Raw genomic sequence first — 18,002 nt, forward strand, 5'->3', positions numbered from 1 at the left:
ATCCATGAAGGTAGGCATCAATGGAATGGGCCGGATCGGACGCTTGGCGCTGCGTGCAGCACTCGGCGGCATCCGGCGAGCGGACAACGATCCGCGGGGCGACAATCGCCTCGAGGTAGTTCATATCAATGAACTGAAAGGCGGCATCGCCGCGACGGCACATCTGCTCGAGTTCGACAGCGTGCATGGCCGCTGGCACGAGAACATCGGCGTCGACGCCGCAAACACGATCGCGATTGGTGCGAGCCGGATTGGCTTCAGCGAGCACGCCACGCCCGGCGATGTCGCCTGGGGTGATCTCGGCTGCGACGTGGTGTTGGAATGCACCGGCAAATTCCTGACGCCGGATCAGCTACTGGTCTATTTCGACCGGGGCGTGAAGCGGGTGATCGTCGCCGCTCCCGTCAAGGACGAGGCCGCGCTCAACGTTGTCGTCGGAGTCAATGACCGGCTCTACGATCCACAGCGGCATCGCCTGCTGACGGCGGCCTCCTGCACGACCAATTGTCTGGCGCCCGTGGTGAAGGTCATTCATGAGGCCATTGGAATTCGGCACGGTCAGATCACCACGATCCACGACGCGACCAACACCAACGTCGTTGTCGATGCGCCGCACAAGGATCTTCGGCGCGCCCGCTCGTCGATGCTGTCGCTGCAGCCGACCACCACCGGCAGCGCCACCGCGATCACGCTGATCTATCCTGAGCTGAAGGGCAAGCTGAACGGCCACGCGGTCCGTGTCCCGGTGCTGAACGCAAGTCTGACCGACTGCGTGTTCGAACTGAACCGCCCGACCTCCGTCGACGAGGTCAACTCGCTTTTCAAGTCCGCGTCGGAGAGCGTGCTGGCCGGCATTCTCGGCTACGAGAGCCGCCCGCTGGTGTCGGCAGACTACACCAATGATTCGCGCAGTTCGATCGTCGACGCGCTGAGCACGATGGTGACCGACCAAACGCTGCTCAAGGTGTACGCTTGGTACGACAACGAAGTCGGCTACGCCTGCCGAATGGTGGATCTCGCCGACATCGTCCGCAAAGCCGGGGTCTGACGCTTTGCGCAATTACGTCATCGTCACGGCGTCCTATTGGGGCTTCACGCTGGTTGACGGCGCGCTCCGGATGCTCGTCCTGTTTCATTTCTTCCGGCTCGGCTATACGCCGTTTACGCTGGCGTTTCTGTTTCTCCTGTATGAAGCCGCCGGCATCGTAGCCAATCTGGCGGGAGGCTACTTTGCATCGCGCTTCGGCATTCCGCGCATGCTCGCTATCGGCCAAGCGCTGCAGATCGCCGGGCTGTTGATGTTGTCAGCGCTCGACCCCGGCTGGACCGCCGCCGCATCGGTGGCTTGGGTGGTCGCAGCGCAGGGCATCGCCGGCGTCGCCAAGGATCTCACCAAAACCGCGTCGAAATCCGCCATCAAGGCCACCTCGGCGCAGGGCAGCGGGCAACTCTTCCGCTGGGTCGCCTGGTTCACCGGTTCGAAGAACACGATGAAGGGCGTCGGGTTCTTTCTCGGCGGCCTGCTGCTCGATTGGGTCGGATTCCGGCAGGCCCTTTGGCTGATGGCAGGCTTGCTCGGCGTGATCTTCATCGCCGGTCTCGCTTTACTGCCGCGACATCTCGGCAAGGCGAAATCGTCGAAGACGATGCGCGAATTGTTCGGAAAATCACGCGGCGTGAACCTGCTGGCGGCGGCGCGGGTCTTCATGTTCGGTGCGCGGGACGTGTGGTTCGTGGTCGGTCTGCCGGTGTTTCTCTACGCCAACGGCTGGCGCTTCCTAGAGGTCGGCGGCTTTCTGGCCGCGTGGACGATCGCCTATGGCGGCATACAGGCGATTGCGCCCAGCCTTGTGACGCGAAGCAACGACGGCCTGAGCCGCGAAGTGCCTGCCGCCCGGCTCTGGGCCGCTGTGCTGGCCGCGATCCCGATCGTGCTGGCGCTGGCGATGGCCTTCGCCGGCGTTGCGCGACCCGACCTGCTCCTCGTGATCGGCTTGGCGCTGTTCGGCCTGCCGTTCGCGGTGAACTCCTCGCTGCACTCCTATCTGATCCTGGCCTATGCGGGATCGGAGAAGGCCGCCGAGGACGTCGGCTTCTACTACGCAGCAAACGCAGTCGGACGGCTGCTCGGCATCATTCTGTCGGGTGTGCTCTATCAGCTCGCGGGCATCTCCGGCTGCCTGATCGGATCAGCGGTCATGCTGTTGCTGTGCTGGTTGATAACGCACGCGCTCCCGTTGGACGAACGCGCGGCACCTACTGGGGAAAAGCCGACCTGACACGCCCCGCCTCGTTCGGGCTCGCGCAGCACCAGACCCTGACAATCATGGCATGGCTTATTTCGGTGCCCCGGCTACGGCGCAGTGGACTTGACCCATAGCTCTGCGGAGTGGATCTTCACTTGAGTGAGCCGAGCCTCCGTGACGCTCGGGTCGCCGATGCCTTGACCAGTTCGCAGAGCTCTTCGATGGCGCGAGCCGACAATCGCTGCCGTGGCACGGCGCCGCTCAGGGCAGCGATGATACCACCGCTGGCGTCGCGAATAGGGGCGCCGACGGCGAAGACATTTTCGAGGTTTTCCTCGTCGCAAACGACGTAGCCCAGCCGACGACCTTCCTTGAGGTCTTTGAGGACTGCGGATACCGAGCGCTTTGTCTTCTTCGTCAGCTGTTTGAGCGGGCCGGTGCCGAGCAGCGCCTGGACTTCGTCGTCCGAGCTGTCGAGCAGCAGAGCTTTGCCGAGCGCCGTCGAATGAAGATAGGTCCGTGACCCCGGCGCATTGGTGATCGAGATCGGGCCGCCGCTCTGCACCGTCGCCAGATACACGACATCCTGGCTGCGGAGCACGCCAAGGAAGCTATTTACCTGATGCTGCTCGGCAAGCAGGTGCAGTTCAGGTGCAGTGGCGGCGTTGAGGTCGGTCGAGGCAAGAAAAGCAGAGCCGATCTGGAACGCCTTGTAGCCGATCTTCCACTTCGAATTGCCGAGCGACTTCTCGACGAAGCCGGCTTCGGACAAAGTGTTGATCAAGCGCTGCGCGATGCTCGGCGCCACGCCGAGCTGGCGGCCCAGTTCGCGTACGCCGAGCTCCCCCTCCCGCCCCAACAACTCCAGCACCGCCAAAGCGCGCGCGACGGTCTGACTTCCGGTCGCCGTCTTTCCCACACTAACCATTTGGATGGCCATCCCAGCGACATTTAGCTGCTGCGCCCGCCCGATCCCGCAGCCTCGACGAACGATGCGGATACTCGGTTGCCGGCGTCATTTCAAAACCTATTTAGTCGAGGCCGGGGGGTGATCGAAGGCGGGGGTTTGGAGCAGCGCTCGGGCGAAAGCGAGGCAAGCGCCGGCGAGCTCGATCCGATCGGCCTTCGAGCGCATTACGGTCGACTCCACGCGGACGGCCATGCCCAGCGCCGCAATCTCCGCCGCCAGAGCTTCATCGCAATTGTCGATGACGATGCCGTCGGCGAGGCCGCGATAATGCGCGGCGACGCCGAGCGCCGACACCGGCGCCTTCAGCTCCTGCATGATCTTGGCCGCAGGCCCCTTGATGGCGGCGCCGCCGACGATCGGCGACACCACGATGATCGGTACGCCGAGCCCCTTCAGCCACGACCTCGCGCCGGGCACAGCCAGGATCGGATCAATGCTGAGATAAGGGTTCGACGGGCAGATGATCACGGCCGCCGGCCGCGGCAGCGCGCCGATCGCCGGATTGAGCCGCGCCGCCGCGGCGCCGGCAAACTCGATGCGATCGACCGGCACGCCGCAGGCCAACCGCACGAAATATTCCTGGAACGCGATGCTGCGGCCGCCGCTGTGGATCACGGTTCGCACCGGATCGTCCGACATCGGCAGCAGGCGCGAGGTGACGCCGAGCGCGGCGCCAAGCTCGACGGTGACCTCGGTGAGCGTCGCACCTTCGCGCAGACGGTTGGTGCGGTAGGCATGGGTCGCGAGATCGCGGTCGCCGAGCTTGAACCAGGCCGGCCCGCCGAGCCGCGCCAGTTGCTCCATGAAGCCCCACGTCTCGCCTTCGAGGCCCCAGCCCTGCTGACTGTTGGCCACGCCGCCCAGCGTGTAGGTGACCGTGTCGAGGTCGGGGCTGATGTGGAAGCCGAGGTGCTCGAAATCGTCGCCGGTGTTGACGATAACGGTGAGCCGGTCGCCGAGCAGATGCGCCAGGCCGTCCGCCAGCTTGGCGCCCCCGACGCCGCCGGCGAGTGCTATGATGTGATCGTCTGCAACAGGCGCGGTCATCGAAACATATCCATGTGTTTGGGCCGCAACAGATCGCGCGCGGTGCCGATGCCGGCGAGATCGACCCCGCGCACCACGACGACCGGCGTGGCCTCAGCCGCCTGCCCCATCAGCAGCGACGCCGCCGCCGCGACTTCGTCGGCTGCGCCGACCTCGGTGGTCTCGAGCTTGCGGCCGAACAGGTCCGGCTGGCCGCGCAGATCGCGCATCGTGGCGATGCCGCTGGCGCCGATCGTGGTGCCGATCGTGCCGTTGCGCCAGGCGCGCCCGATGCTGTCAATGATCATCACGCCGACCGCCGCACCGATCTCGGCAACCAGCCGCTCCCGGATCCGCTGCGCCGACGCGTCGGGATCGAGCGGCAGCAGCAGCGCGGTTTCGCCCTCCACATTGGAGCGGTCGATGCCGGCATTGGCAAGCACCAGGCCGAGCCGATGCTCGACGATGATCACGCCAGGCCGAACGCGCAGCACCTCACTTGATTCCGCGAGGATCAATTCTACGATCCGCGGATCCTTGTGGGCCGCCTCCGCGATCTCGATCGCACGGGCCGATGGCGTGACGCCGGACAGATCAATGCCGCGGCCTTCGGCCTTCGAGACCACTTTCTGCGCGATCACGACGATGTCGTGATCCTGCAGGTGCCGGCCGCAATCCGCCAGCGATGCCAGGATCAGACCGGCCAGGTCGTCACCGGGCTCGACCAGCGGCACGCCCTCCAGGGCGAAAATCTCCAAAGCACGTCGGACCGACAAACGACACTCCTCAGGGGAGACCGGTGATCCGCACTCCCGCGTCGGGAATCTTATAGAATTTGTTGATCCAGATCAGCGCCGAAGTGAGGCTCTCGGACACCACCGAATTCGCCAGCGGCCCGATGTCGATCCCGCGCAGGCCGGCATCGACCGCGAGCTGCATCACCGTGGCACGCGCCTCCTTGTCGTCACCGGCCACCAGGACATCGCAGTCGATCGCGTAATCCGGATCCTTCAGCTTGTGCGCCGAGACGTTCTGGAACGCCGACACCACCCGCACGCCGTCGCCGAGCAGCGCCTGCACCGCGACCACGCAGGAGTCGGTCTCGGGCAGTTGCACCCGGGACACCTTGGGCGGCACCAGCGGCACCGTCACGTCGACCAGAATCTTGCCCTGCAATGCCTCCTTCAGCCCCTGCACCGTCGCGATCTGCGCCTGATACGGCACCGTCAGCACGACGATATCGGCATCGACGACGCCGGCGCTGCTCTCGGCTCCTTCGACGTCGGCGCCGCCGAGACGCGCGCCGAGTTCCGCGGCCGCCGTCTTCGCCTTGGCGGCGTCCCGCGAGGCGATGATCACGCGGTGGCCGTGCTTGGCCCAGCGCATCGCCAACCCGCCACCCTCGGCGCCGGTGCCGCCGACGACACAGATCGTATGAGTTTTCGCAGTCATGGTATCCTCTGTTCTTGTCACCGGCAGCGCAGGCGCTGCCGGCCTTCACACCTCGACGATATCGCCGAGGCGCACGTAGTTACGGCCGCCGATCCGGGCGACCGGGGCATACGCCCGGGCATCGATCCTGCAGTTCTGCGTCAGCCCTTCGGCGACATGCATCTCGACGATGCGACCGACCACCAGATGGTTGGGCGCGTCGCCGAATTGCAGCACCTGGTCGAGCGTGCATTCGAACTGAATCTTGCTGCCGGCCAGGCGCGGCGTCGCGATCCGGCGCGACGGCAGCGTCGCGAAGCCGAGCAGATCGGCTTCGCTCACGTCGGGCGGATACTCCTCGCTCGCCTGCTGGACGCGCTGCTCCCATCCTTCGGGCACCATGTTGATCACGAATTCTCCGGCACGCTGCACGTTGACGAGCGTGTCCTTGGCGTCGCTGCCGCCCGGCCGCGGACCGACCGAAAAACCGAGCAAGCCCGGATCGACCGCGAGTATCACGAACTGACTGAACGGCGCGGCATTGACGATGCCGCCCGGCCCGAGCGAGGTGACGAACGCGATCGGACGCGGGATCACCGCGCCGGTCAGAATCTTGTAGCGGTCGGCACGAGTCAGCGCGGCGAGATCGATCGACTCGAACCGCTGCTCTGCCTCGCCTACCGCCGGCGGGTTCACGCCGGCACCTTGGCCATCACTTCGGTGCCGAACCATTCGATCTGCTCGTTCATCTCCTCGACCGTATCGGCCGGAAACATCAGCGCGCTGCAATGCTGCACGCCGATCGACCGCAGCTTCTCGATCTTTTCGAGAATGACATCGGGCGAGCCGACCAGGTTCGCGGTCACCTGATGGCTGAGGTCGCGGCCGGTGTAGGCCAGCGACACCCGATGCGCGACGAGCCCGCTTTCCATGTAGCGCTTTTCCGCTTCTTCCATGGTCTTGGCGATCGTGCAGGAGAACTGCGGGGCGATCTCGATTGACGCCGGGTCGCGGCCGAGTTCGGCGGCCCGCGCCTTGAGATCCTTGATCCGCTGCTCCATCTCGGTGAGCGGCCGCCAGCCCGGCAGCCAGCCCTGGCCGTAGCGTGCCGCGCGTTGGAGCGCCTCGAGATTGTGCCCGCCGATATAAAGCGGAAACGGCTGCACTTTGCTCTTCGGAAACATCTCGACGTCCTTGAACGAGTAGTAAGCACCTTCGTGGCTGGCGCTGGGCTCGTTGAACAGCATGTCGAGCGCCAGCAGCCCCTCGTCCATCATGTCGCCACGACGCGCCTTGGCGGCGCGCGAGCCGCCCCAGGCGAGAAACTCCTCCCGATAGGCGCCGAGTCCCACCGCCATGATGAACCGCCCATTCGACATCTGGTCGAGCGAGATCGCCTGCTTGGCGAGATACACCGGATCACGCATCGGCAGAACGGTGAGCGCGGTGCCGAGCTTGATCGTCTTGGTGGCGCCGGCGATCGCGGCGAGCACGATCAGCGGTTCGTAGAAGTTCGGCGGCTTGCCGGGAAACAGGTCGCGCACGTAGTTCTGCGTGGTGATGTGATCGTTGCCCCACACCGAGTCGTACCCGAGCCGTTCGCAGAGCTGCGCCTGGGCGATGAAATCCTCGGGTCCCGCGAACGGGATCGGATACATCACGCCCTCGAAACCGGTCGACAGACAGACACTGAACTTCATGCGTTTCCTCATGACGATTCTAGGATGGCTTTGATCTGGGCGCCGTCTCGCACCCCGGCGATGACGATCTCGTCGAGCCCGGAGGCGTGATACTCGGCGAGCCGGCGGCGCAATTGCTCGGGCGTGCCGCTAGCTGCATGGCGGGCGACGATGTCGTCGCCGATCATCGCTTCGGCCCGGCTCCAGTCCTCCGCCAGCACCGCGTCGTTCAGCGCTTGCTGATCGAGCGTGGTACCCGCCAGACCGAGATTGGTCTTGTGATGCGCGCCGCGCAGCAGAATTGCGAGAATCCGCCGCAGCCGGTCGTTGGCGTGGCGCTCGTCGTCGTCGACCGAGGCATAGACGAGGCCCGATGTGCGAATCTCGCGGCCCTTGGCGCCCCGCGCGACGCTCTGCAGCGTCTGCGCAACGAATGGCACAGAGGCACCGGCACTGATCAGGACGCCGTCCGCCTCCGTACCCGCGAGTTCGAGCATCTGCGGACCGGAGGCCGCCAGCACGATCGGGATATCGGCGCCCGCGGCGGCGAGCCGCCGCCGGTCGGTTCGAAAGGTCTCGCCCTGGAAGGTGACGGTCTCGCCCGACAGCAGCGCCCGAACCAGCAGCAGCGCTTCGCGCATCGCCCGCAATGGCCTGGCGCCGTCGACGCCGATCGCCGCGAGGTCGGCTGGCGCGCCGACGCCGAGGCACAGCTTGACGCGGCCAGGGAAGCGCTCCGCAAGCGTGGTTGCCGCCATCGCGATCTGCACGGGATGCTGAGTCAGCGGACTGACCGCCATCAGCGCCACCTTGAGCCGCCGGGTCTCCGACAAGGTGAGCGCCCCCAGCACCGCGGGATCGCGCAGAAACAGATGGTTGGCGATCCAGATCGTGTCGGCGCCGCCGGCCTCGCCGGCCGCGACCTTGTCGCCGAACACCGCCGGATCGTCGCGGCCGTCGCTGGAGATGGAGAGCTCAGACAAGACTTTTCACCGCTTCGAGAATCTTGATGTAGCCGGTGCAGCGGCAGATGTTGCCGCGCAGATAATGCCGGATCTCCTGCTCGGTCGGATGCGGATGGCTCTCCAGCAAAGCCGTGGTCGCCAGCACCATGCCCGGCGTGCAGAACCCGCACTGCATCGCGGCGTGGTCGACGAACGCCTGCTGCACCGGGCTGAGTTCGCCGCGCTGCGCCAACCCTTCGATCGTCACCACCGATCTGCCGTCGATGTCGGCGGCGAGCGACGTGCAGCTACTCACCGGGAGACCGTCGACCAGCACGGTGCAGGCGCCGCACACCTGCACGTCGCAGGAGCGCTTGGTGCCCTTCAGCGCCAGATCATCGCGCAGGAAATCGATCAGCAGCGCGAACGGCGCCACCGAACGCGTCTGCGGCGCGCCGTTGAGCGTGAAGGAAATGTCGAGCGAAGCGAGATCGGCCATGTCAGCGCCCTCCTGCCACGCCGGCGCTTTCCAGCACCGCGCGTCCGATGAACACGGCGGCGAGATGCCGCTTGTAGTCGGCGCTGCCGTAGATGTCGTCGGATGCCGGCAGTTCGGCCGCCATGGCTTCGGCCGCCTGCGGCAAGACGTCGGACAGCGCCTGCGGCGGTACGCCCGCGAGTGCCGCTTCGACCGGCTCCGCATGAATCGGGTTGTCGCCGATGCAGCCGATCCAGACGCGGTAGCGCGGCGCGCCGGCCTGCGACTGATACGCCGCCGCGACGCCGACCGCAGGGTATTCGAGATGACCGAAGCTGCGATAGCAGAATTGCTCGCCGGCGGTCGGCAGCGGGACGCGGATCGCGGTGAGAATCTCGTCGTCGGCGCGCGCGGTGGTGAACGGACCGAGGATGAACTCGGCCATCGGCACGCTGCGCTCGCCGTCCGGCCCGGACAACGTCAGCGTTGCGCCGAGCAGGCAGAGCAGCGCCGGTGGATCGGCGTGCGGCTCCGAGAAACACAGATTGCCGGCCAGCGTACCCGAGGCGCGCACCCGAATGTTGCCGACATTGTCGCTGAGTTTGGCGTAGGCCGGCAGCCACTCGCGGATCAGCGGATCGGTGGCGAGCCGCAGATGCGTCACCAGCGGACCGATCACCAGTTCGTCCTTCTCGACCGCGATTCGGTCGAAGCCGCCGATCCGTTTCAGATCGATCAAATGCTCGTAGCGCAGCACGCGCGCCTTCAGGGCCAGCAGCAGTTCCGTTCCGCCCGCATAGTACGCGCTGTCGTCGCCGAACTGCGCGCGCAGCTCGAGCGCGGTTTGCAGCTCGGTCGGACGATGCAACTGGAACGGGGCGAGCCGCATGGTCAGATCTCGCCCAGCCGCTTGCGGAAATTGGCTTCGAACGCGGCGAAGTTCTCCTGCGCTTTCTTCTTGATCATGGCGTGACCGAGCGACGCCAGCCGGCCGGCGATCTGCAATTCGGCCTGCACCGCCAGCCGCGTGATCTCAGCCTCCACGGCGGCGAGCCGCAGATCGAAACTGACCCGCAGCGTGGTGCCGGTGTATTTGTCTTTGCCGGTGGCCTGCGCGATCACGAACTCCAGCTCACGAAACTCCTCGACCACGATCTCGGCCGGCACCTCGAGCTTGAACGGGCCGATCTTCTGCTTCATCAGCGCCGAATAGGCCTTCAATCTTTCTTTTTCCTCGATGGCTTCGATACCCGGGATGCAGGCCGCCATCTCGCGGATGTCGAGCATGATCGGCCACAGCCGGCTCGGCGCGCAGGGTAGATCGGCCTCCATCCGGAATTCCACGTCAACCTTCCTTCTTGTCTTTCAGCGCGCGCCAGACGCGCTCCGGAGTCAGCGGCAACTGCTTGACGCGCACGCCGAAACCGGCCGCCAGCGCGTTGGCGATCGCCGGTGCGATCGGCAGGATCGCGCCTTCCCCCATGCCGCGCATGCCGCCCGGGCCCGGCCCGCCGCCGTTTTCGATCAGCACGGTTTCGAACTGCTCGGGCACGTCGTCGATGGTCGGCACGTGATAGTCGATCATGGTGCCGTTGACCGGCTGACCGTCGGCATAGATCAGTTCCTCGAACAGCGCGTGGCCGAGGCCCATGATCGCGGCGCCCTCGTCCTGACCCTCGGCGCCGCTGCGGTTGATGGCGCGGCCGATATCGGCGACGCTGACATAGCGCTTCACCGCGATCTCGCCGGTGTCCTCGTCGAGCGTGATGGCGCAGCGCCCGGCGGCCGTTTCCCAGAACAGCGGCGCCTTGGCCAGCGCGCCGCCGCGTGACCGCGGCGAGATCCGGCCGATGCCGATCAGTTCGCCGCTGTCGATGCCGAAATAAGGATGCAGCAGATCGGCGAAGCTGTAGCGCCGGCCTGCCGAGGTGAAGCCGCCCGCGACCAGCGCGATGCTCGCCGGATCTAGCCCGAGCGTCGATGCGGCGATGTCGCCGATCTGCGCCTTGATGTCGGCTGCGGCATCCTCGATCGCCAGCGCCATCATCAGCGACGAGCGGCTGGCGCCGGTGCCCCAGTCGAACGGCGCGATCGCGCTGTCCGGCGTCAATGCGCTGACCGCGGAAATCGGTTGGTTGAGCTGCTCGGCGGCGACGCGGCACAGCACTTCGCGGATGCCCTGCCCGACCTCGACGCTGGACGAGATCACGGCGATCGACCCGTCGATCTTGAGCCGCAGCAGCACGCCCGCGACCGGCGAGTTCGCCGGATCGGCGACGCCGAGCGCGGTGCCGTGGACGATCCTGCCGTGCGGCTCCTGCGCATCGAGCCGGCTCATCGTCTGCGACGCCAGCCCCATCGCTTCCGCCATATCGACGTCGATCGGCGTCAGATCGGGGCGGACATGCTCGCAGCGTTTCAGCATGTTGCGGTAGCGCAGCTCGACCGGATCGATGCCGAGCGCGTCGGCGATGATGTCCATCTGGGACTCTGTGGCCCATACGCCCTGCGGACCGCCGATCGAACGAAACGCCGCGCCCGGCACCGTGTTGGTGTAGACCGCCGTGCTCCGAAGCTGCAGGTTGGGGATCTTGTACGGGCCGATGGCGCGGATCGCCGCCTTGATCGCCACGGCCGGCCCGGTGTCCGCATAGGCGCCGCCGTTCATCAGCACCTCGACGGATTTTGCCTGCAGCATGCCGTCGGCGCTGACCGCCGTCTTCAGGTTGATCGTCGCGCTCAGCCGCCGCGCGGTCAGCATCGATTCCGATGCGGAGAAGCAGATCCGCACCGGGCGGCCGATCTTCCACGCCACCGCCGCGACCAGCGGATCGATCTTCACCGAGGCCTTGCCGCCGAAGCCGCCGCCGATCAGCGGCGTGATGATCCGCACCTTGGCGATCGGCAGATCGAAGACGCGCGACAGCACCTTCTGCACCGCGGTCGGTGCCTGGCCGCAGCTCCACACCGTCAGCCCGTCGTCGCCGAACGACGCGATGCCGCAATGCGGCTCCATCGCGTAGTGATAGACCATCGGGAAGTCGAAGCTGTCTTCGAACACGCGATCCGCCGACGCGAATGCCGCCGCGACGTCGCCGGTCTCGTAGGCGTAGCTCTGGAAGATGTTGGTGCCGGCGACCGGCTTGGCTTCGCCCTTGAAGTAGAAGTCCTTCAGCGGCTGGACGGCGTCGTGCACCAGCGGCGCATCCGGCGCCAGCGCATCGGCGGCCTCGGTGACGTAAGGCAACGGGTCGTAATCGACCATGACCGCATCGAGCGCCTCTTCGGCCGCGGCCTCGGATTCGGCCACCACCACCGCCACCGGCTCGCCGACATAGCGCACGCGATCGATCGCGATCAGCGGCCGGTCCTTCAGCGACACGCCCCAGATCGCGTCGATGCCGTCGAAATCGGCGCCCGTGACGACTCCGATCACGCCCGGCATCGAAAGCGCGGCGTCGATGGCGATGCCGGTGATCCGCGCGTGCGGCATCGTGCTGCGCAGCACCTTGCCGTGAACCATGCCGGGCACGACCAGATCGGAGATGAACGCGGCGCGGCCGGTCACCTTGTCGAGGAAGTCGACGCGATCGGGACGTGCCGCGGCGGTCATCTCAGCCCTCCGACGGCACGGCGCGGTGGCGCGTGCGGCCGAAATGCGACCACAGCTGGGCCGTCAGGATGACCGCGGCGACCAGCAGGATCGTCAGCGACAGCGGCCGCTGCAGAACGATCAGCAGGCTGCCGTCGCCCATCAGCATCGATTGCCGCAGCGCGGTGTCGAGGATGTTGGCGAGGATGAACGCCATGATCAGCGGACCGGCGTCGAGGCTGGCCTTGCGCAGCAGATAGCCGATGCCGCCGAACAGCATCAGCGTGGTCACGTCGGCGAAATTGCTGCGCAGGCTGTAGGTGCCGAAGATCGCGATCAGCAGGATCGTGGCGCTGAGCAGCCAGGACGGCACGCGGAGCAACTGCACCCACAGCCCGACCAGCGGCAGGTTCAGCACCAGCAGCATGATGTTGCCGACATACATCGACGCAATCACACCCCAGAACACGTCGGGATTCTTCACCAGCATCAATGGGCCGGGTTGCACGTTCTGGATCAGCAGGCCGGCGAACAGCACCGCCGTCACCGCGTTGCCCGGCAGGCCGAGCGTGAGCAGCGGAATGAACGAGGCCGTGGCCGCCGAGTTGTTGGCGGATTCCGGACCGGCGACGCCGGCGATGGCGCCGTGGCCGAACTGCTCCGGGGTCTTCGACAGCTTCTTTTCCAGCGTGTAGCTCATCAGCGAGGCGAGGATCGCGCCGCCGCCGGGAATCAGCCCGACGAAGAACCCGATCACCGAGCCGCGCGCGATCGGTCCGCTGGACTCGCGCCAATCCTGGCGGCTCGGAAACAGCCGGCCGATCTTGGTCGACAGCAGCGACCCGCGCGATTTCTCCTCGAGATTGTGCAGGATCTCGGCAATGCCGAACAGACCCATCAGCATCGGCACCAGATCGATGCCGTCGGTGATGGCCATGATGTTGAAGGTGTAGCGCTCGACGCCGGTGATGGTGTCGATGCCGACCAGACCGAGCAGCAGCCCGACCAGCACCATGGTGATGCCGCGGACCGGCGAGCCGCCGGACAGCGTGGCGCTCAACGACAGCCCGAACAGGGCCAGCGCAAAGTACTCGGGCGGCCCGAAGGTGACGGCGAATTTGGCGAACAGCGGGCCGACCAGCGCCAGCGCGCACACCGCGACGGTGCCGGCGATGAACGACCCGATCGCGGCGATCGCCAGTGCCGGGCCGGCGCGGCCCTTCTTGGCCATCTGATAGCCGTCGATGCAGGTGATCACCGAGGCGGCCTCGCCCGGAACCTTGAGCAGGATCGAGGTGGTCGAGCCGCCATACATCGCGCCGTAATAGATCGAGGCCAGCATGATGATGGCGCCGAGCGGCGAGCCGGCGTGATAGGTGAGCGGCAGCAGCACCGCGATCGTCGTCACCGGGCCGAGCCCCGGCAGCACCCCGACCAGCGTGCCGAGCACCGAGCCGATCGCCGCGTACAGCAGGTTCGACGGCTCGAGCGACAGCGAGATTCCGTAGCCGAGTTTTTCCAGGGCTTCGAACATCACCAGGCGGGCCCCAATTGCATGGGCACCTTGAGCAACAACGGGAAGATCACCAGCCCGCAGCCGGTGAGACCGCCGCTGGCGACGACGGCGCGCAGCATGCTCTGGCGATAGAATCCGCGGATCCAGATCGTCAGCAGGACGAGCGTCGCGATCACGAAGCCGGTGTAGGGAACGACGATCGCGTAGACGATCGTCGTCAGGATCGCCAAGCCCGGCGCGAGCGCGAAGCCGCTCTCGTCGGCCGGCAGCCGCTCACGCACCACGAGCACCAGCAGCCCCAGCAGCGCGATCGACACCGCCAACGGCAGCACCCCCGGCCCCGGCGCGTCGTCGACCCAGAAGCCGAGGCGGAAGGCGCCGAGCCCGAAGGTCAGCGCCAGCGCCAGCAGCATCAGGACCGCGACGTAGGTCGGCGTCGTCAGCCGTGCCATGTCGGTGGGGCGGCTCATTTCGCCTTGCCGATGTCCTGCAGGATTTCGCGCGCCGAGGCGTATTCGCCCTCGACCAGCTTCTTGACCTCGGCGCCCGGCAGGTCGAGCGGCACCATGCCGAGCCGCTCCATCGTGTCCTGGAACGTCTTGTCGCTCATCGCCTTGCGGAAGGCGGTTTCGAGCTTCATGCGCACGTCTTCCGGCATCCCGGCCGGTCCGATGATCGCCTGCACCGAGCGCAGCGATTTGAGCCCCTTCTCCGACAGGCTCGGCACGTCCGGATACGATTTCGAGCGCTGCGGCGTGGTGACCGCGAGCAGCCGCACTTCCTTGCTCTCGATGAACGGCGCCCAGACCGACGTCTCCATGATGAAGTCGACGTGGCCGCCGAGCAGCGCCGGCACCGAAGCCGCGGAGCCCTGCTGCGGCACATGGACGAACTTCGCCTTGGTGGCGAACTGCAGCGCCTCGCTGGTGAGATGCTGGGTGGTGCCGACGCCGGCGGTGCCGTACTTGATCGCTCCCGGCTTCGCCTTGCCCTCGGCGATCAGATCGTCGATCGTCTTCCAGCGCGCATCGGCCTTCACGGCGATACCGATCAGATTGTCGCCATAGTAGCTGATGTACGAAAACGCGTTGATCGGGTCGAAGGGCAGCTGACGGCCCTGCAACGCGGCCAGATAGCTGGTGCTCGACAGCGTGCCGATGGTGTAGCCGTCCGGCTGGGCTTTGGCGAGGGCGGCCATGCCGATCGAGGTCGAGGCGCCCGGCTGGTTGATCACCACGATGGTCTGGCCGAGCGAGGCTTCGGCCGCCTTGGCCAGCACGCGCGCGGTCTGGTCGGTGCTGCCTCCGGCGGCCCACGGAACGATCAGAGTGATCGGCTTGTCGGGATAGTCCGCGGCCGCCGCTTGCGGCAGGAGCGCCGCCAACACCAGACCGACAGCTCCGACGATTTTCGATTTCATGTCCATCTCCATCTCGCCTCAGTTGCTTGGAACTATTCCCGCCGATTGCAGGATTTGCCAGGCCGCCGACAGATCCGACGGCACCGCCATGGTGTCGCCCTGCGTTGCGGCAGTGACCGCCGGGTCCTTCAGACCCGACGCCGTGAGCAGCGAGACGACGGCGTCGTCCGGCTTGATGAGTCCCGATTTCACGAGCCGCTCGACCGCGACCAGTCCGCCGGCGGACGCCGGCTCGAGATAGCGGGCCTCGCGCGTCGCCAGCAGATGCTGCCATCGCATGGTGTCGTCGTTGGAGATCGTTACCGCACGGCCGCCCGATTTTCGCACGATGTCGAGCGCCTGAAACGTCCCCTGCACCGCGCCGATCGAACCCGACACCGTATCGAACGTCTTCGGAATCGCCGGCGGCGCCTCCAGATCGTCGTCCAGCGCCTTGCCAATCGAGCCGTAGACCTCCGCGGCGACCATCTTGGGCATGCGATCGATCCAGCCCGCCGCCATCATCTCGCCAAAGCCGCGCCACATCCCGATCAGCGCGTCGCCGTAGCACACCGGCAGAATGCACCAATCCGGGGCCCGCCAGCCGAGCTGCTCGACGGTCTCGTAGGCCAGCGTCTTGTAGCCTTCGATGCCGTAGGGGTTGGAGCCGACCGCGGGGCCGAAGAACGGCGAGGTCGGAAACCAGCCATACTGCCGCACGGCGTGCTCCATGAACCGCCAGCGGTCTTCCTTCTGCGGCACGGCGACGACCTTGGCCCCATAGGCGCGCATCTGCGTCACCATCGGACCTGCGGCCCCCCCGAACGTGAACACCACGCAGGGGATGCCGGCTTTCGCCGCATAAGCGGCGGCGGCCGCGCCGGCGTTGCCGGATGAACTCGACACGATGGTCTTGGCGCCCATCTGCTTGGCGACCGACACCGCGATGCAGGCGAGACGGTCCTTGAACGACCAGGTCGGATTGCCGCTCTCGTCCTTGCCGTAAAGCTGTTTGAGACCGAGCTGCTCGCCGACCGCGCGCAGTGGGCGGAGCGGCGAACCGCCCTCGCCGAGCGACACCGCGTCGGCCTCGCTCACCGGCAGCACGTCGCCGTAGCGCCACAGGCCGCTCGACGGCCCGGCGCCGGCCGCGCCCGGCTTGCGCAAGGCGAGCGGCTCATCGTAGACGACGACGAGATTGCTCCGCACCACCGGCCGGCAGGCCGGGCAGTCCTCGGCGTAATGATCCGGGGGATAAAGGGCGCCGCAGCGCAGGCACTGCAGCCCTTTGACCTTCGCCATCAGAGCACCCGCAGCGCGGTGTTCGACAGCATGAACGACTCGACGCCGTCCTTGGTGACGACCAGCGTGTCCTCGACCTGCAGACCGGCGTAACCGATCTCGTAGTACGGCGTCTCGACGCAGATCACCATGCCCTCCTCGAACACGTCCTTGCTGGAGGGCGCGATGTTCGGCGCGTCATAGCCGTCGAGGCCGATGCCGTGACCGACATGGCTGCGCTGATAATGCGGGATGCCCTCGCGGCGCACGGCCTCCACCGCCGCGTTGAACACATCGGCCGCCTTGACGCCCGGCTTGATCATCTCGATCGCGCGATCGAGGCCGACGCAGATCGCGCGATGATACTTGCGCGTCTTGGCGTCCGGTTCGCCGAGCACGCCGTTGCGGGCGATATCGGCGCGATAGTGCTTGTAGCGGCCGCCGACGTCGAAGCGGATGATGTCGCCGGCGACCAACTCGCGCTCGGTCGGCTGCACATTGGTCATCGCACTGCGCGCACCGACGCCGATGCAGCCGAGCACGGGGAGCCCACCCTCGACGATGGTCTTGGTGTGAAACGCCCGCGCCAGATCGTTTTCGGTGGCGCCGACCTTTGCCACCGCCAGCGCCGCATCGATCGACATGTCGGCGATCTGCGCCGACTTGCGCAGACGCGCAATCTCCTCCGGCGTCTTGATCGCCCGCCCGTAGCGGAAAATGTCCGCGGCCCTCACCAGCGTGGCGCCGGGGAGCGCCTCGGCGAGCTGATCCCAATATTGCGGCAGGATGCCGATCTCGTCGACGCCGATCCGCGCGTTCTGCAGACCGCGATCCTGGATCACCTTCACCAGGGCCTTGACGGCGTCGCCACAGTCGTCCTGCGCGAGCAATGCGTCGATACGCCGATCCTGCGCATCGAGCTCCACGCCTTCCGCCTTGTTGACCGAGAACCCGCCGAAGCGGCGAATATCCTGCACCCAGACTTCGGCGTCGGCGGCGAGATCGATCAGGCCGGTCGAGGCGATCACCGCCGGCTCTCCACCGCCCGGCGCCGGCAGCAGCGCATAGGCCTGCGGACCGCGGCGGATCCACTGGCTCATCGCCCAGAAGCCGCTCGCATAGGTGACGTTTTCCGGCATCGTTGCGACGAGCGCGGCGAGCGACGCCTGCTTCATTCCCGCGTTGAGCCGTTCGATGTTGGCGAGCATTGAGATGTCCATACCTCCTGCGTTCCGTATTTCGGAACGACGTTCCAATGGAGAGAACAGTACGGGATTTTTCGCAGCGCCGTCAAGTTGCGGTGCCGGCCCCGGATGGTGATGAGTTAGGCGACGGATTGCCGCGATCGGCACTCGGCGTCGGACACAGCACGCTGCAACAAGGGCGTCGCGGACGAAGCCGAGCGGCGTCGCGCGTGCGCCACCAGGATAAAGGTGTGAA

General features: G+C 66.5%; 18 protein-coding genes. 2 read left to right on the forward strand and 16 right to left on the reverse strand.

Annotated elements, in window-relative coordinates; translation table 11 throughout:
- The first annotated feature begins 4 nt into the window (after nucleotides 1–4).
- A complete protein-coding gene (locus SR870_RS13775) occupies nucleotides 5–1,048 on the forward strand; it encodes an ArsJ-associated glyceraldehyde-3-phosphate dehydrogenase (protein ID WP_322514122.1) in 1,044 nt (347 codons plus the stop codon).
- 4 nt (nucleotides 1,049–1,052) lie between these two features.
- Nucleotides 1,053–2,279 (forward strand): organoarsenical effux MFS transporter ArsJ, encoded by a 1,227-nt coding sequence (arsJ, locus tag SR870_RS13780; RefSeq protein WP_322514123.1) that lies wholly within the window; start codon nucleotides 1,053–1,055, stop codon nucleotides 2,277–2,279.
- Nucleotides 2,280–2,397: 118 nt separating this feature from the next.
- Here the strand turns inward: arsJ and SR870_RS13785 are convergent, their stop codons facing one another.
- The 16 genes from SR870_RS13785 to SR870_RS13860 form a co-directional block, all read right to left on the reverse strand.
- On the reverse strand, nucleotides 2,398–3,186 hold the full coding sequence (locus tag SR870_RS13785) for an IclR family transcriptional regulator (protein ID WP_322514124.1): 789 nt from the start codon (nucleotides 3,184–3,186) through the stop codon (nucleotides 2,398–2,400).
- 87 nt (nucleotides 3,187–3,273) lie between these two features.
- The gene (gene cofD, locus SR870_RS13790; RefSeq protein ID WP_322514125.1) at nucleotides 3,274–4,263 is read right to left on the reverse strand and encodes a 2-phospho-L-lactate transferase; all 990 of its coding nucleotides are present in this window, start codon (nucleotides 4,261–4,263) and stop codon (nucleotides 3,274–3,276) included.
- Nucleotides 4,260–5,018, reverse strand: a complete 759-nt coding sequence (gene cofE / locus SR870_RS13795; RefSeq protein ID WP_322514126.1) for a coenzyme F420-0:L-glutamate ligase — start codon at nucleotides 5,016–5,018, stop codon at nucleotides 4,260–4,262. The genes cofD and cofE overlap by 4 nt, the downstream gene beginning before the upstream one ends.
- A 10-nt stretch (nucleotides 5,019–5,028) precedes the next feature.
- Entirely contained in the window at nucleotides 5,029–5,694 is a 666-nt protein-coding gene (gene npdG / locus SR870_RS13800) for an NADPH-dependent F420 reductase (protein ID WP_322514127.1), read from the reverse strand.
- Between the two features lie 45 nt (nucleotides 5,695–5,739).
- Nucleotides 5,740–6,369: a flavin reductase family protein gene (locus SR870_RS13805; RefSeq protein WP_322514128.1), complete on the reverse strand. Its 630-nt coding sequence runs from the start codon at nucleotides 6,367–6,369 to the stop codon at nucleotides 5,740–5,742.
- Nucleotides 6,366–7,373 (reverse strand): LLM class flavin-dependent oxidoreductase, encoded by a 1,008-nt coding sequence (locus SR870_RS13810; protein ID WP_322514129.1) that lies wholly within the window; start codon nucleotides 7,371–7,373, stop codon nucleotides 6,366–6,368. Before SR870_RS13810 ends, SR870_RS13805 begins: the two co-directional genes overlap by 4 nt.
- A gap of 8 nt (nucleotides 7,374–7,381) precedes the next feature.
- Nucleotides 7,382–8,335 (reverse strand): LLM class flavin-dependent oxidoreductase, encoded by a 954-nt coding sequence (locus SR870_RS13815; protein ID WP_322514130.1) that lies wholly within the window; start codon nucleotides 8,333–8,335, stop codon nucleotides 7,382–7,384.
- Complete coding sequence (locus SR870_RS13820) at nucleotides 8,328–8,795, reverse strand: (2Fe-2S)-binding protein (protein WP_322514131.1); 468 nt, start codon at nucleotides 8,793–8,795, stop codon at nucleotides 8,328–8,330. The genes SR870_RS13815 and SR870_RS13820 overlap by 8 nt, the downstream gene beginning before the upstream one ends.
- Before the next feature lies 1 nt (nucleotide 8,796).
- A complete protein-coding gene (locus SR870_RS13825) occupies nucleotides 8,797–9,663 on the reverse strand; it encodes an FAD binding domain-containing protein (RefSeq protein ID WP_322514132.1) in 867 nt (288 codons plus the stop codon).
- A gap of 2 nt (nucleotides 9,664–9,665) precedes the next feature.
- Complete coding sequence (locus SR870_RS13830; RefSeq protein WP_322514133.1) at nucleotides 9,666–10,118, reverse strand: SRPBCC family protein; 453 nt, start codon at nucleotides 10,116–10,118, stop codon at nucleotides 9,666–9,668.
- A 1-nt stretch (nucleotide 10,119) separates the two neighbouring features.
- Nucleotides 10,120–12,387 (reverse strand): xanthine dehydrogenase family protein molybdopterin-binding subunit, encoded by a 2,268-nt coding sequence (locus tag SR870_RS13835; RefSeq protein WP_322514134.1) that lies wholly within the window; start codon nucleotides 12,385–12,387, stop codon nucleotides 10,120–10,122.
- A gap of 1 nt (nucleotide 12,388) precedes the next feature.
- On the reverse strand, nucleotides 12,389–13,900 hold the full coding sequence (locus SR870_RS13840) for a tripartite tricarboxylate transporter permease (RefSeq protein ID WP_322518270.1): 1,512 nt from the start codon (nucleotides 13,898–13,900) through the stop codon (nucleotides 12,389–12,391).
- Nucleotides 13,900–14,352 carry a tripartite tricarboxylate transporter TctB family protein gene (locus tag SR870_RS13845; RefSeq protein ID WP_322514135.1) on the reverse strand — a complete coding sequence of 151 codons (453 nt, stop codon included), beginning with the start codon at nucleotides 14,350–14,352 and terminating at the stop codon, nucleotides 13,900–13,902. The genes SR870_RS13840 and SR870_RS13845 overlap by 1 nt, the downstream gene beginning before the upstream one ends.
- Nucleotides 14,349–15,302, reverse strand: a complete 954-nt coding sequence (locus SR870_RS13850) for a tripartite tricarboxylate transporter substrate binding protein (protein WP_198135137.1) — start codon at nucleotides 15,300–15,302, stop codon at nucleotides 14,349–14,351. Before SR870_RS13850 ends, SR870_RS13845 begins: the two co-directional genes overlap by 4 nt.
- An 18-nt stretch (nucleotides 15,303–15,320) precedes the next feature.
- Complete coding sequence (locus SR870_RS13855; RefSeq protein ID WP_322514136.1) at nucleotides 15,321–16,583, reverse strand: pyridoxal-phosphate dependent enzyme; 1,263 nt, start codon at nucleotides 16,581–16,583, stop codon at nucleotides 15,321–15,323.
- On the reverse strand, nucleotides 16,583–17,782 hold the full coding sequence (locus SR870_RS13860) for a Xaa-Pro peptidase family protein (protein ID WP_322514137.1): 1,200 nt from the start codon (nucleotides 17,780–17,782) through the stop codon (nucleotides 16,583–16,585). Before SR870_RS13860 ends, SR870_RS13855 begins: the two co-directional genes overlap by 1 nt.
- Nucleotides 17,783–18,002: the final 220 nt, after the last annotated feature.

It is taken from the genome of Rhodopseudomonas palustris, assembly GCF_034479375.1.
GTDB classification, from domain to species: domain Bacteria; phylum Pseudomonadota; class Alphaproteobacteria; order Rhizobiales; family Xanthobacteraceae; genus Rhodopseudomonas; species Rhodopseudomonas palustris_M.